Origin of the sequence: Streptomyces cadmiisoli (assembly GCF_003261055.1) — a bacterium.
Taxonomy (GTDB): domain Bacteria; phylum Actinomycetota; class Actinomycetes; order Streptomycetales; family Streptomycetaceae; genus Streptomyces; species Streptomyces cadmiisoli.
Genome location: NZ_CP030073.1, coordinates 4,841,225 through 4,855,746, shown reverse-complemented (window position 1 = coordinate 4,855,746; position 14,522 = coordinate 4,841,225). Strand labels below are relative to the sequence as shown.

General features: G+C 66.9%; 6 protein-coding genes and 3 rRNA genes. 3 read left to right on the top strand and 6 right to left on the bottom strand.

The window, feature by feature from the left end; translation table 11 throughout:
- Positions 1-76: 76 nt before the first annotated feature.
- The 4 genes from rrf to DN051_RS20985 form a co-directional block, all read right to left on the bottom strand.
- Positions 77-193 (bottom strand): 5S ribosomal RNA (rrf, locus tag DN051_RS21005).
- A gap of 85 nt (positions 194-278) precedes the next feature.
- Positions 279-3,400: ribosomal RNA gene (locus tag DN051_RS21000) — 23S ribosomal RNA — on the bottom strand.
- A 303-nt stretch (positions 3,401-3,703) separates the two neighbouring features.
- Positions 3,704-5,226: ribosomal RNA gene (locus DN051_RS20995) — 16S ribosomal RNA — on the bottom strand.
- Together the 16S, 23S and 5S rRNA genes form the textbook arrangement of a ribosomal RNA operon.
- Positions 5,227-5,779: 553 nt before the next feature.
- On the bottom strand, positions 5,780-6,328 hold the full coding sequence (locus DN051_RS20985; RefSeq protein ID WP_112439288.1) for a MarR family winged helix-turn-helix transcriptional regulator: 549 nt from the start codon (positions 6,326-6,328) through the stop codon (positions 5,780-5,782).
- A gap of 139 nt (positions 6,329-6,467) precedes the next feature.
- On the opposite strand from DN051_RS20985, the gene DN051_RS20980 reads away from it, so the two are divergent.
- Entirely contained in the window at positions 6,468-7,745 is a 1,278-nt protein-coding gene (locus DN051_RS20980) for an MFS transporter (RefSeq protein WP_199314995.1), read from the top strand.
- A 21-nt stretch (positions 7,746-7,766) separates the two neighbouring features.
- Here the strand turns inward: DN051_RS20980 and DN051_RS20975 are convergent, their stop codons facing one another.
- Both DN051_RS20975 and DN051_RS20970 read right to left on the bottom strand, forming a co-directional pair.
- A complete protein-coding gene (locus DN051_RS20975; protein WP_053763373.1) occupies positions 7,767-9,404 on the bottom strand; it encodes an ATP-binding SpoIIE family protein phosphatase in 1,638 nt (545 codons plus the stop codon).
- 245 nt (positions 9,405-9,649) lie between these two features.
- The gene (locus tag DN051_RS20970; protein ID WP_053763339.1) at positions 9,650-11,014 is read right to left on the bottom strand and encodes an NAD(P)/FAD-dependent oxidoreductase; all 1,365 of its coding nucleotides are present in this window, start codon (positions 11,012-11,014) and stop codon (positions 9,650-9,652) included.
- 410 nt (positions 11,015-11,424) lie between these two features.
- Here DN051_RS20970 and DN051_RS20965 point away from each other — a divergent pair, with 410 nt between their 5' ends.
- Complete coding sequence (locus DN051_RS20965) at positions 11,425-12,186, top strand: TetR/AcrR family transcriptional regulator (RefSeq protein ID WP_053763340.1); 762 nt, start codon at positions 11,425-11,427, stop codon at positions 12,184-12,186.
- Between the two features lie 253 nt (positions 12,187-12,439).
- A complete protein-coding gene (locus DN051_RS20960; protein WP_112439287.1) occupies positions 12,440-14,347 on the top strand; it encodes a sigma-70 family RNA polymerase sigma factor in 1,908 nt (635 codons plus the stop codon).
- Positions 14,348-14,522: the final 175 nt, after the last annotated feature.

Below are 14,522 nucleotides of genomic sequence, written 5' to 3'. Positions count from 1 at the left end.
CGGCCGGCGCACCATTCATCTCCTTAAAACGCAGAAAGCCCCCGTGCCGAATGGCACGGGGGCTTTCACAAAAATTGTTCGGCGGCGTCCTACTCTCCCACAGGGTCCCCCCTGCAGTACCATCGGCGCTGTGAGGCTTAGCTTCCGGGTTCGGTATGTAACCGGGCGTTTCCCTCACGCTATAACCACCGAAACACTATGAAACTGACAACCGAACCGCATGTGGCCATACGGGGCTGTTCGTGGTTTCAGAACCAACACAGTGGACGCGAGCAACTGAGGACAAGCCCTCGGCCTATTAGTACCGGTCAACTCCACACGTTACCGTGCTTCCATATCCGGCCTATCAACCCAGTCGTCTACTGGGAGCCTTACCCCATCAAGTGGGTGGGAGCCCTCATCTCGAAGCAGGCTTCCCGCTTAGATGCTTTCAGCGGTTATCCCTCCCGAACGTAGCCAACCAGCCATGCCCTTGGCAGAACAACTGGCACACCAGAGGTTCGTCCGTCCCGGTCCTCTCGTACTAGGGACAGCCCTTCTCAAGACTCCTACGCGCACAGCGGATAGGGACCGAACTGTCTCACGACGTTCTAAACCCAGCTCGCGTACCGCTTTAATGGGCGAACAGCCCAACCCTTGGGACCGACTCCAGCCCCAGGATGCGACGAGCCGACATCGAGGTGCCAAACCATCCCGTCGATATGGACTCTTGGGGAAGATCAGCCTGTTATCCCCGGGGTACCTTTTATCCGTTGAGCGACGGCGCTTCCACAAGCCACCGCCGGATCACTAGTCCCGACTTTCGTCCCTGCTCGACCCGTCGGTCTCACAGTCAAGCTCCCTTGTGCACTTACACTCAACACCTGATTACCAACCAGGCTGAGGGAACCTTTGGGCGCCTCCGTTACTCTTTAGGAGGCAACCGCCCCAGTTAAACTACCCATCAGACACTGTCCCTGATCCGGATCACGGACCCAGGTTAGACATCCAGCACGACCAGACTGGTATTTCAACGACGACTCCACCTGAACTGGCGTCCAAGCTTCAAAGTCTCCCAGCTATCCTACACAAGCCGAACCGAACACCAATATCAAACTGTAGTAAAGGTCCCGGGGTCTTTCCGTCCTGCTGCGCGAAACGAGCATCTTTACTCGTAGTGCAATTTCACCGGGCCTATGGTTGAGACAGTCGAGAAGTCGTTACGCCATTCGTGCAGGTCGGAACTTACCCGACAAGGAATTTCGCTACCTTAGGATGGTTATAGTTACCACCGCCGTTTACTGGCGCTTAAGTTCTCAGCTTCGCCCCACCGAAATGGAGCTAACCGGTCCCCTTAACGTTCCAGCACCGGGCAGGCGTCAGTCCGTATACATCGCCTTACGGCTTCGCACGGACCTGTGTTTTTAGTAAACAGTCGCTTCTCGCTGGTCTCTGCGGCCACCCCCAGCTCGAACAGTAAATGCTCTCACCAGGCGTGGCCCCCCTTCTCCCGAAGTTACGGGGGCATTTTGCCGAGTTCCTTAACCATAGTTCACCCGAACGCCTCGGTATTCTCTACCTGACCACCTGAGTCGGTTTAGGGTACGGGCCGCCATGAAACTCGCTAGAGGCTTTTCTCGACAGCATAGGATCATCCACTTCACCACAATCGGCTCGGCATCAGGTCTCAGCCTCAATGCGCGACGGATTTACCTATCGCACGGCCTACACCCTTACCCCGGGACAACCACCGCCCGGGATGGACTACCTTCCTGCGTCACCCCATCACTCACCTACTAACCGCTTGGTCCGGCGGCTCCACCACTCCCCTCAACTCCGAAGAGATCAGGGCGGCTTCACGGCCTTAGCATCACGATGCTCGATGTTTGACGCTTCACAGCGGGTACCGGAATATCAACCGGTTATCCATCGACTACGCCTGTCGGCCTCGCCTTAGGTCCCGACTTACCCTGGGCAGATCAGCTTGACCCAGGAACCCTTAGTCAATCGGCGCAAACGTTTCTCACGTTTGTATCGCTACTCATGCCTGCATTCTCACTCGTCAACCGTCCACAACTACCTTCCGGTGCTGCTTCACCCGGCAGACGACGCTCCCCTACCCATCACAGCGGGCGTTGGCCCTACATGCTGCAATGACACGACTTCGGCGGTACGCTTGAGCCCCGCTACATTGTCGGCGCGGAATCACTAGACCAGTGAGCTATTACGCACTCTTTCAAGGGTGGCTGCTTCTAAGCCAACCTCCTGGTTGTCTGTGCGACTCCACATCCTTTCCCACTTAGCGTACGCTTAGGGGCCTTAGTCGATGCTCTGGGCTGTTTCCCTCTCGACCATGGAGCTTATCCCCCACAGTCTCACTGCCGCGCTCTCACTTACCGGCATTCGGAGTTTGGCTAAGGTCAGTAACCCGGTAGGGCCCATCGCCTATCCAGTGCTCTACCTCCGGCAAGAAACACACGACGCTGCACCTAAATGCATTTCGGGGAGAACCAGCTATCACGGAGTTTGATTGGCCTTTCACCCCTAACCACAGGTCATCCCCCAGGTTTTCAACCCTGGTGGGTTCGGTCCTCCACGAAGTCTTACCTCCGCTTCAACCTGCCCATGGCTAGATCACTCCGCTTCGGGTCTTGAGCGTGCTACTAAAAACGCCCTGTTCGGACTCGCTTTCGCTACGGCTACCCCACCCGGGTTAACCTCGCAACACACCGCAAACTCGCAGGCTCATTCTTCAAAAGGCACGCAGTCACGAGAATGTGCAAGCACATTCCGACGCTCCCACGGCTTGTAGGCACACGGTTTCAGGTACTATTTCACTCCCCTCCCGGGGTACTTTTCACCATTCCCTCACGGTACTATCCGCTATCGGTCACCAGGGAATATTTAGGCTTAGCGGGTGGTCCCGCCAGATTCACACGGGATTTCTCGGGCCCCGTGCTACTTGGGTGTCTCTCAAACAAGCCGCTGACATTTCGACTACGGGGGTCTTACCCTCTACGCCGGACCTTTCGCATGTCCTTCGTCTACATCAACGGTTTCTGACTCGTCTCACGGCCGGCAGACCGCAAAAGAGAGATCCCACAACCCCGTATACGCAACCCCTGCCGGGTCTCACACGTACACGGTTTGGCCTCATCCAGTTTCGCTCGCCACTACTCCCGGAATCACGGTTGTTTTCTCTTCCTGAGGGTACTGAGATGTTTCACTTCCCCTCGTTCCCTCCACACTGCCTATGTGTTCAGCAGCGGGTGACAGCCCATGACGACTGCCGGGTTTCCCCATTCGGAAACCCCCGGATCAAAGCCTGGTTGACGACTCCCCGGGGACTATCGTGGCCTCCCACGTCCTTCATCGGTTCCTGGTGCCAAGGCATCCACCGTGCGCCCTTAAAAACTTGGCCACAGATGCTCGCGTCCACTGTGCAGTTCTCAAACAACGACCAACCACCCATCACCCCCGGACCAAACCGGAGTTCACTGGGGCCGGCGACTGAAGGAAACTTCATTCCCTCAGACACCCAACAGCGTGCCCGGCCAGCCCTCGTCCGAAGATCATGCGTTCCACGCTCTGACGAGCAGTACTAGCAGCCCCCGACCCAAGATCTGGCCGAATAGTCAACGTTCCACCCATGAGCAACCAGTGCGAGACGTTCGCTCGCATCCTGGCCTCTGACCGGGCAAGCCCGGTAAGAAGTGCTCCTTAGAAAGGAGGTGATCCAGCCGCACCTTCCGGTACGGCTACCTTGTTACGACTTCGTCCCAATCGCCAGTCCCACCTTCGACAGCTCCCTCCACAAGGGTTGGGCCACCGGCTTCGGGTGTTACCGACTTTCGTGACGTGACGGGCGGTGTGTACAAGGCCCGGGAACGTATTCACCGCAGCAATGCTGATCTGCGATTACTAGCGACTCCGACTTCATGGGGTCGAGTTGCAGACCCCAATCCGAACTGAGACCGGCTTTTTGAGATTCGCTCCACCTCACGGTATCGCAGCTCATTGTACCGGCCATTGTAGCACGTGTGCAGCCCAAGACATAAGGGGCATGATGACTTGACGTCGTCCCCACCTTCCTCCGAGTTGACCCCGGCGGTCTCCCGTGAGTCCCCAGCACCACAAGGGCCTGCTGGCAACACGGGACAAGGGTTGCGCTCGTTGCGGGACTTAACCCAACATCTCACGACACGAGCTGACGACAGCCATGCACCACCTGTACACCGACCACAAGGGGGCGCCTGTCTCCAGACGTTTCCGGTGTATGTCAAGCCTTGGTAAGGTTCTTCGCGTTGCGTCGAATTAAGCCACATGCTCCGCCGCTTGTGCGGGCCCCCGTCAATTCCTTTGAGTTTTAGCCTTGCGGCCGTACTCCCCAGGCGGGGCACTTAATGCGTTAGCTGCGGCACGGACAACGTGGAATGTTGCCCACACCTAGTGCCCACCGTTTACGGCGTGGACTACCAGGGTATCTAATCCTGTTCGCTCCCCACGCTTTCGCTCCTCAGCGTCAGTATCGGCCCAGAGATCCGCCTTCGCCACCGGTGTTCCTCCTGATATCTGCGCATTTCACCGCTACACCAGGAATTCCGATCTCCCCTACCGAACTCTAGCCTGCCCGTATCGACTGCAGACCCGGGGTTAAGCCCCGGGCTTTCACAACCGACGTGACAAGCCGCCTACGAGCTCTTTACGCCCAATAATTCCGGACAACGCTTGCGCCCTACGTATTACCGCGGCTGCTGGCACGTAGTTAGCCGGCGCTTCTTCTGCAGGTACCGTCACTTTCGCTTCTTCCCTGCTGAAAGAGGTTTACAACCCGAAGGCCGTCATCCCTCACGCGGCGTCGCTGCATCAGGCTTTCGCCCATTGTGCAATATTCCCCACTGCTGCCTCCCGTAGGAGTCTGGGCCGTGTCTCAGTCCCAGTGTGGCCGGTCGCCCTCTCAGGCCGGCTACCCGTCGTCGCCTTGGTGAGCCGTTACCTCACCAACAAGCTGATAGGCCGCGGGCTCATCCTGCACCGCCGGAGCTTTACAACCTCAACCATGCGGAAGAGGCTCATATCCGGTATTAGACCCCGTTTCCAGGGCTTGTCCCAGAGTGCAGGGCAGATTACCCACGTGTTACTCACCCGTTCGCCACTAATCCACCCCGAAGGGCTTCATCGTTCGACTTGCATGTGTTAAGCACGCCGCCAGCGTTCGTCCTGAGCCAGGATCAAACTCTCCGTGAATGCTTCCCCGTGATCGGGGCGAACACCACGAGAGCGGAACGATCGGAGGAATAATCCGACCGTTCACAGCGTCCTCGCTGTGTTATTTCAAAGGAACCTCGCCCCAGCAAATGCTGGAGACGGGGTATCAACATATCTGGCGTTGACTTTTGGCACGCTGTTGAGTTCTCAAGGAACGGACGCTTCCTTCGTACTCACCCTCTCGGGCTTTCCTCCGGGCGCTTCCCTTCGATGTTTCCGACTCTATCAGATCTTTTCTCGACCTGACCCCCAGTCAGCGGGGTTTGTCTTCCCGGCCGTTGGGCCGTTCCGACGTCTCAAACCTTAGCGGACTCTCTCGGCGATTCCCAATCGGGCCGCCGAGTCCCGATGGAATTGAATTCGGGCACGCCGAAATCAGTCCCGCTGGGAGATCGTGCTTGTGGTTTGGGTTGTCGCTCACGCGACGAAAGGTGTTGACGCAGAACCGTTACGGCTCCGTGGCAACCCGAAGAACTTTACGGATCGGGCAGGGGGCTGTCAAGGGGCCCTGTCGAGATCTTTTCGCGGACCTTCAGTCCAGGTCGCTGAGGCGGCCGCCGGCGTCCGGCTGGGCGTGCTCCACCCTGCGCAGCAGCGTCGTCAGAATCTCGCCGAGGACGTTGCGCTCTCCGGGTGACAGGTCCTGGAGCAGGTCCTCCTCGAAGACCGACGCCCTGCGCATCGCCTCCAGCCACTTCCCCCGGCCCTCGGGGGTCAGCTCGACGATCACTCGTACCCGATTGGACTCGTCGCGCTCCCGGTTGACCAGGCCCTCGGCGACCATGCGGTCGATCCGGTGGGTCATGGCGGCGGGCGTGAGCCCGAGGCGCTTGGCGAGGTCGCCGGGTCCCAGGCGGTAGGGCACGCCGGACAGGACGAGGGCCTTGAGGACCTCCCACTCGGCGTTGCTGATGCCGAGGGCGGCGGTCTGGCGGCCGTACGCGACGTTCATACGGCGGTTCAGGCGGGAGAGCGCCGAAACGATCTTCTCGACCTGGGGGTCGAGGTCCTGGAACTCGCGCTGGTAGGCCGCGATCTGTTCGTCGAGCGTCGGCTCGGTCGCGCCGGGGGTGTCACCCATGGCCGCAGTATGGCACGCACGGGCTTGGCGTTGAAGTCCTTCGATGTGTATTGTTTAGGTTTGAAATTTAGCTTCGAAGTCTTCATGGCTAACTACTACCGGCTTTAAGCACATGAGAGAGGTGAACGTGACCAGGGCGATGGGCGCTGCGATGCGCCGGATCCACGTGGGCAACGCACTCAGCGCGTTCGGGCTCGGCTTCACAGTCCCCTACCTGTACGTCTATGTGGCGCAGGTGCGTGGGCTGGGTGCCATGACGGCGGGTCTGGTGCTCGCCGTCTTCGCGGTGGCGGCGCTGATCGTGCTGCCGTTCGCCGGACGGGCCATCGTCCGGCGCGGTCCGCTGCCCGTGCTGATCGCCGCTCTGGTCACCGCCGCTCTGGGAGCGCTCAGCCTGGGGCTCGCAGGCAGCGCGGCCGCCGTGCTGATCTCGGCGGCGGCGCTGGGCACGGGTCAGGCCGTGATGCAGCCCGCCCTGGCGACGATGATCGTGGACTGCTCGTCGGCGGACACGCGCTCCCGGGCGTTCGCCATGCAGTTCTTCCTGCAGAACCTGGGACTGGGCGTGGGCGGGCTCATCGGCGGGCACCTGGTCGACGCGTCCGACGCCTCCTCCTTCACCCTGCTGTTCGCGATCGAGGCGGCGATGTTCCTGCTGCTCGTCGTGGTGCTGGCGACGGTGCGGATGCCGCGTTCGCCGCGGATCGGCGGCACCCCGGCGCGTTCGGCGAAGGGCGGCTGGAAGCAGTTGGCCGGCAACCGGGCGATGGTGCAGCTGTGCGTGCTGGGCTTCGTGCTCTTCTTCGCCTGCTACGGCCAGTTCGAGTCGGGGCTGAGCGCGTACGGGGTCGAGGCGGCCGGGATCTCCACGTCCGCACTCGGGACGGCGCTGGCCGCGAACACCGCGATGATCGTCGTCGCGCAGTTCGCCGTGCTGAGGTTCGTCGAGCGCCGGCGGCGGTCGCGGGTGATCGCGGCGGTGGGTCTGATCTGGGCCGTGGCATGGCTCGCGGCCGGGTACGCGGGGCTGGGGCACGGCAGCCAGGAGATGGCGACGGCCGCCTTCATCTCGACGTACGCGCTGTTCGGGCTGGGGGAGGCGATGCTGTCGCCGACCGTGGCTCCGCTGGTCGCCGATCTCGCGCCGAGTGGGATGGCCGGGCAGTACAACTCTGCGTTCGCCCTGGTGAAGCAGCTTGCGCTGGCGGTCGGGCCGGCCGTGGGCGGGCCGATGGGGGCCGCGCTGCACGGGCCGTACATCGTGACGTTCCTGCTGTTCTCCCTCGGGATCAGTGTGCTCGCGGTGCGGTTGGGGCGGCAGCTGACCGAGGTGCAGGACCAGCCGTGGCAGGCGCGCAGCCGGGTCGTCACGCGGGGTGCGGCGCCGTCCGAAGTCGTCGCCGCGGGGCAGGGCTGACCTGTCCCGCGGCGCCCTCGCTCATGTCTTGGGCAGGGCGAATTCGCACCACACCGCTTTTCCGCCGCCGGGGGTGCGTCTGCACCCCCAGCTGGACGCGATCGTCGCGACGATGGCGATGCCCCGGCCCGACTCGTCGCCGGGCTCGGCGCGGCGGCGGCGGGGGAGGTGGTCGTCGCCATCCGTCACTTCGACGATCAGGCGGCGGTCGGTTCGGCGCAGACGCAGGCGCATGGGCGGCGTGCCGTGCTGGAGGGAGTTGGCGACCAGTTCGCTGGTCGCCAGGACTCCGAGGTCGTGCAGTTCGGGCGGGAAGCGCCAGCTGGTGAGGACTCCGGAGGCGAAGGCACGCGCGCGTGGGGCCGCCTCCACCCCGCCGAGCAGTTCCAGGGCGGCGTTGCGGAACAGTTCGCCGTCGCTGCCGGTGCGGGCCGGGTGCTGGAGGACCAGGACGGCGACGTCGTCGTCGTGGTCCGCGGCGACGCCGGCGGAGCGCAGCAGGCGGTCGCAGATCACCTGGGGCGTGCCGGTGGCGCCGGCCAGGGCGTGCTGGAGGGCGGCGATGCCCTCGTCGAGGTCGGCGTCACGGCGTTCGACGAGGCCGTCCGTGTAGAGGACGGCGGTGGAGCCGGGGCCGAGCGGGACCGAGCCGGAGGCGTGGATCCAGCCGCCGGTGCCGAGGGGCGGACCGGTGGGTTCGTCGGCGCGCAGGACGTTGCCGCTGTCGTCCCGGACGAGGATCGGCAGGTGGCCGGCCGAGGCGTAGACCAGGCGCCCCTCGTTGGGGTCGTGGACGGCGTAGACGCAGGTGGCGATCTGGTTGGCGTCGATCTCCGTGGCGAGGCCGTCGAGGAGCTGGAGCACCTCGTGCGGGGGCAGGTCGAGGCGGGCGTAGGCGCGGACCGCCGTGCGGAGCTGGCCCATGACCGCGGCGGCGCGTACGCCTCTGCCCATGACGTCGCCGATGACGAGGGCCGTGCGGCCGCCGCCGAGGGTGATCACGTCGTACCAGTCGCCGCCGACCGCGGCTTCGGTGCCGCCGGGCTGGTAGGTGGCGGCGATGCGGAGGTCGTCGGGCTGTTCCAGCTCCTGGGGGAGCAGGGAACGCTGGAGGGTCACGGCGGTCTCGCGCTGGCGGCGCTCGCTGGCGCGGAGGCGTTCGGCGGCCTCGGCGTGGTCGGTGACGTCGGTGGCGAAGATCAGGACGCCGCCCTCGCCCTCGGCGAGCGGAGTGCAGCTGAAGGTGTACGAGCGGCCGTCGGGGGCCTTGCGGGACTTGACCGTGCGGGGCTTGCCGCTGCGCAGGACCTGGTCCAGGAGGGGCAGCAGGCCCAGCTCGTGGAGCTCGGGGAGCGCTTCGCGGGCCGGTTCGCCGAGCGGGCGCGGGCCGAGGGCGGCGGCGTAGGCGTCGTTGATGTAGGCGAGGCGGTGGTCCGGGCCGTGGCACAGGGCGACGAGGGCGGGGACGCGGTCGAGTACCTCGCGTACCGGGAGTTCGTCGACGGCGGGGATCGGGAGCCGGTCGTCGGTCAGTTGTTCGACGCGGGCCGCGGGGACGGGGCTCTCCCCTCGTCGGTCGGGGGTCACCGGGTGTTCGGTCCGCGCGGCGGCGCGGCGCTGAGTTCCGGGGAGCCGGGCGCTCCAGCGCGTGAAGTTCACGAATCCTTGCCTCGTGTAGTCGTCGTCGGCCGGCACCGGACCCGGCCCGGTCCCCCGGGGGTGGTACGGCGGTGGCCGCACCGTGTCGCGACCCCTGGGAAGTGCAGCACTCGGGAAACGCCTCGTGGGTTGGGTGGGCAGGGCGGGCACGGGACCGTCCCGTCGCGGGGATCAGTCTGGCAGTGTGGCCGACTCGGGCGACATCCGTCAGACGCCGGGGTGGCCACTGGAGTTCCTGACGGGTGTCAGGTCGACCCCTTCGGGTCGTAAGGAGGCTTTCCACCGGCCGCGAGTTCGAACTCGGCCCGGGGATGTTCGAGTGAACCGAGCGAGACGATCTCACGTTTGAAGAGGCCCGCGAGGGTCCATTCGGCCAGCACGCGCGCCTTCCGGTTGACCGTGGGCACCCGGCTGAGGTGGTACGCGCGGTGCATGAACCAGGCGGGGTAGCCCTTGAGCTTGCGCCCGTAGACCTGGGCGACGCCCTTGTGCAGCCCCAGGGAGGCGACCGAGCCGAGGTACTTGTGGGCGTAGGTCTCCAGGGGCTCGCCGCGCAGGGAGCGGACGACGTTGTCACCGAGCACCTTGGCCTGGCGCAGCGCGTGTTGCGCGTTGGGGGCGCACAGCGTGCCGTCCGCCCCGGCGGTGACGTCCGGTACGGCGGCGGCGTCGCCCGCGGCCCACGCGTGCGCGTGCCCCTCGACCGCCAGCTCGGGGGTGCAGTGCAGCCGGCCGCGCCCGTTGCGGGGCAGGTCGGTGGCGTCGAGCAGCGGGTGGGGTTTCACGCCGGCCGTCCAGACGACCGTACGGGCGGGGAACCGTTGTCCGTCGCTGAGGACCGCGACCCGGTCGGCGCAGGAGACGAGGCGGGTGCCCAGGAGGACCTGGATGTTGCGGCGGCGCAGCTCGGTGACCGTGTAGCGGCCCATCTCCTCGCCGACCTCCGGCAGGATCCGGTCCGTGGCCTCGACGAGGATCCACTTCAGGTCCTCGGGCCGCACGTTGTGGTAGTAGCGCGTGGCGTAGCGGGCCATGTCCTCCAGTTCGCCGAGCGCCTCCACTCCGGCGTAGCCGCCTCCGACAAAGACGAAGGTGAGGGCCGCGTCGCGGATGGCGGGGTCGCGGGTGGAGGAGGCGATGTCCAGCTGCTCGATGACGTGGTTGCGCAGGCCGATGGCCTCTTCGACGGTCTTGAATCCGATGCCGTGGTCGGCCAGACCGGGGACGGGCAGCGTGCGCGAGACGGAGCCGGGGGCGAGGACCAGTTCGTCGTACGGCAGCCGCTCGGCGCCGGCGCCCTCCGCCCCGGCGAGGGTGGTGAGGGTCGCGACGCGCTCGGCGTGCCGGATGCTCTGGACCTCCCCGATGACGACCCGGCAGTCGGGCAGCACGCGGCGCAGCGGTACGACGACGTGCCGGGGGGAGATGAGGCCGGCGGCCGCTTCGGCGAGGAACGGCTGATACGTCATGTACGGGTCGGGTGTGACCACCGTGATCTCGGCCTCGCCCCGCTGGAGTTCCCGTTTCAGCTTCCGTTGCAGACGCAGGGCCGTGTACATCCCGACATAGCCGCCGCCGACAACGAGAATGCGCGCACGTTCCTTCACCATCCCATGACGCACCCGACGCCTGCGTTTGTCCACAGCCCCGGCAATTTGTGTGACCGCGAGCCAGGCATGCCCAGGGTTGGCCGAAATGCCGACATCGAGGGAAGCCGTGCAGGTCAGCGGGGGTGAAGCGGGTGACGTAACGGTGTGCAATCGGGACGTATGCGACCCGTACTCCGATCGGGGGGCGCTCCGTGCGGAACCTGCCCCTTCTGAATTGACTCCCTCTCAACTATGTTCGTGTGTCGACGGGGTGTAGGGGGATGCGCTCGTCGTGTTCCCGGGTCCGCGACCGGCGCGGGCCCGTGGTCCGGCGGGCGGGCTCGTGGTTCACGGCTCGTTCTTCCACGCGCCCCGGCAGTCTGTGGCGGGGAGAGTCTCCGGGGGGAGACGTCATTACCGGGGGAATTCGTATGCACATTCAGGACTCTCGTTGGTCTACCGCGTCGGCCGTCGTACCAGGCGGCGCGGTCGGTGCGGCGGTGGGCGGCGGACGCGGTGACGGACCGCGGACGCAGCCGCTGCGCGTGGACGCACAGCGCAATCTCGAGCATGTACTGCGGGCGGCGCGCGAGGTGTTCGGCGAGCTGGGTTACGGCGCGCCGATGGAGGACGTGGCGCGCCGCGCGCGGGTCGGCGTGGGCACGGTGTACCGGCGCTTCCCCAGCAAGGACGTCCTGGTGCGCCGGATAGCCGAGGAGGAGACCTCCCGGCTGACCGACCAGGCACGGGCCGCGCTCGGCCAGGAGGACGAGCCGTGGTCGGCGCTGTCGCGCTTCCTGCGCACCTCGGTGGCCTCGGGTGCCGGACGGCTGCTGCCGCCGCAGGTGCTGCGGGTCGGTGTCGCGGACGAGGCCGGCGAAGGGTCCGGGCCCGACGAGGCGCGCGTGCCGCAGCAACGGACGCAGCCCGGCGCCGGTGAGCTGCGGCTGGTGCCGCAGGGGTCGCCGGCGGCCGAGGACGACGCGGGCGCCGCGGAGCTGCTGGAGGTCGTGGGCCGGCTCGTGGACCGGGCGCGCGCGGCCGGTGAGCTGCGGCCGGACGTGTCCGTGTCGGACGTCCTGCTGGTGATCGCCACGGCGGCGCCCTCGCTGCCGGACGCGGCGCAACAGGCGGCGGCCTCGGCTCGGCTGCTGGACATCCTGCTGGAGGGGCTGCGGTCGCGGCCCGCGTGACGTCGCGGCGGCAGCGGGGCGGGACGCCGTGTCCCCCGCCCCGTCCGCCGGGCCGTCGCCCGCCCCGTCAGCCCGGCGCTCACCCGTGCCGGACCGCTTCGGCCGCCCCGAACGGCTGACGACTGGCACTGGCTCACGACAGACCGTTCACGGACGAGTGGATGGTGCGCGGTAACGCCTCCTGAACAAAAGCCAATATGGCACCCTGACCCGTGTTCAGAACCGGTAGGGCAGGCGGCGGGGGCGTACCGCGATGAGTGTTGACGGGCGGGACGGGTCACTCGGTGACGACGGCACGGAGGCCGACGGCGGCACCCCGCCCCAGGTTCCGGCGCAACGCGACCGGCGGGACGACAGCGTGCTGCCGCCGTTGGAGCAGCCCCCGTCCGACCCCGAGCTGATCGGGCGGATGCGCGCGGGCGACGACTCCGCGTACGAGGAGCTGTACCGGCGCCACGCGGACGCCGTCCGCCGGTACGCGCGCACGTGCTGCCGTGACGCGCACACCGCCGACGACCTCACCGCCGAGGTCTTCGCCCGTATGCTCCAGGCGGTACGCGGCGGCTCCGGCCCCGAGCACGCGGTGCGCCCCTACCTGCTGACCACCGTCCGGCGCGTCGCCGCCCACTGGACCAGCACCGTGCGGCGGGAGCAACTGGTCGACGACTTCGCCGTGTTCGCCACCCAGGCGGTCCGGCTGTCGGAGGTGTCCGACCCCGCCGCCGCCACGGACTCCTTCGGCTCCGGCGTGGAACTCGGCGCCGACGTGCGGGCGATGCACGAGGCCGAGCAGTCGATGGCGATGCAGGCCTTCCGCTCGCTGCCGGAGCGCTGGCAGGCCGTGCTGTGGCACACCGAGGTCGAGGACGAGTCCCCGAGCGAGGTCGCCACACTCTTCGGGCTCGACGCCAACGGCACCCGGGTCCTCGCCAGCCGCGCCCGTGAGGGTCTGAAGCAGGCGTACCTCCAGGCCCATGTCAGCACCACCCTGACCAGCGACGAGGAGTGCGCGCGCTACGCCGACCAGCTCGGCACGTACGCCCGCCGCCGGCTGCGCACCCGTGCCGAGCGGGGGCTGCGCAAGCATCTGGAGGAGTGCGCCAGGTGCCGGCTGGCCGCGAGCCAGATCGAGGAGGTGGCCGGCGGCATCCCGGCCGTCGTGCCGGTCGCGGTCATCGGCTGGTTCGGGGCCGCCGGGTACGGCAAGGCGGCGGGGCTCATCGCCGGGGGCGCCGGGGCCGGGGCGGCGGGCGCCGCGGGTGCGTCCGCCGTGTCGGGCGGCGGTTCGTCCGGAGCGGCGGGCGCCGGGGGTGCCGCGTCCGGGGGTTCGTCCGGCGGGGCCGGTGCCGGGAGTGCCGCGTCCGAGGGGCTGGGCGCGCCGGTCAAGGCCGGCATCGCGGCCGGTGTGGTCGCCGCGGCCGTCGCGGTGGTGGCACTCGCCCTCGCCGGTGACGACAGCCGGCCCGCGGAGCCGGACGCCAGACCGCCGGCGTCCGCGCCGGTCGTCGAGCCCGAACCGCCGGCTCCCACACCGTCGCCCACGCCCGAGCCGGAGAAGCCCGGGCCGAAGCCGCCGGCGATCGTCCCGGCGGCGAACCCGTCCCCGACTCCCACCCCGAGCCGCACGCCGAGCCCGGCCCCCATTCGGACGCCGGCACCCACCCCGACACCGGCACCCACCCCGACTCCGACGCCCGCTCCGCCGAAGCCCGCGCCGCCGCCCCCGGCGACCGGCTACCGGCTGAGCGAGCTGTCCTACGACGTCACCGGCGACGGCACCGAACCGGAGGTGCGGCTGCACGCGAGCAGCTGGGTGTGGCAGCGCTCCGGCCTGTCGATCGGCGGGACGTCGTACGCGCACGGGGTGACGGTGCACGGGCGGTCCTCCGTCACCGTCGACCTCAACCGCGACTGCTCCTCCTACGACGCGCTGGTCGGCGTCGACGACATGACGCTCGGCCTCGGCAAGGTCTACTTCTCGGTCCACGCCGACGGCGTCCAGCTGTGGAAGTCCGGGCTGGTCCGAGGCGGCGATCCGGGGGTTCCCGTCCATGTGAACCTGGCCGGGCGCGACACCGTGCGGCTGGTGGTGGAGCCGTACGGCCATCTCGACGGTCTGATGACGGCGGACTGGGCGGCGTCGAAGTTCACCTGCTCGTAGCCGCGGCGCACGCGGGCCTGGGCCTGGGCGTGGTCCGTGCCCGCGTCACCGCGCCGCACGTGCGCGTGGGCCCTGCGGACGTCGGCGTGGCGCGTTCGCTCGTACGGAACGGCTCGTACGGAACGGCTCGTACGGAACGGGCCGTACGGAACGGCTCGTACGGAACGGCTCGCGC

Excerpts from the sequence above, each read along its gene's own strand:
- DN051_RS20960 (WP_112439287.1), top strand. The coding sequence starts at position 12,440 with ATGAGTGTTGACGGGCGGGACGGGTCACTCGGTGACGACGGCACGGAG.
- DN051_RS20980 (WP_199314995.1), top strand. The coding sequence starts at position 6,468 with ATGGGCGCTGCGATGCGCCGGATCCACGTGGGCAACGCACTCAGCGCG.
- DN051_RS20970 (WP_053763339.1), bottom strand. The coding sequence starts at position 11,014 with ATGGTGAAGGAACGTGCGCGCATTCTCGTTGTCGGCGGCGGCTATGTC.
- DN051_RS20985 (WP_112439288.1), bottom strand. The coding sequence starts at position 6,328 with ATGGGTGACACCCCCGGCGCGACCGAGCCGACGCTCGACGAACAGATC.
- DN051_RS20965 (WP_053763340.1), top strand. The coding sequence starts at position 11,425 with ATGCACATTCAGGACTCTCGTTGGTCTACCGCGTCGGCCGTCGTACCA.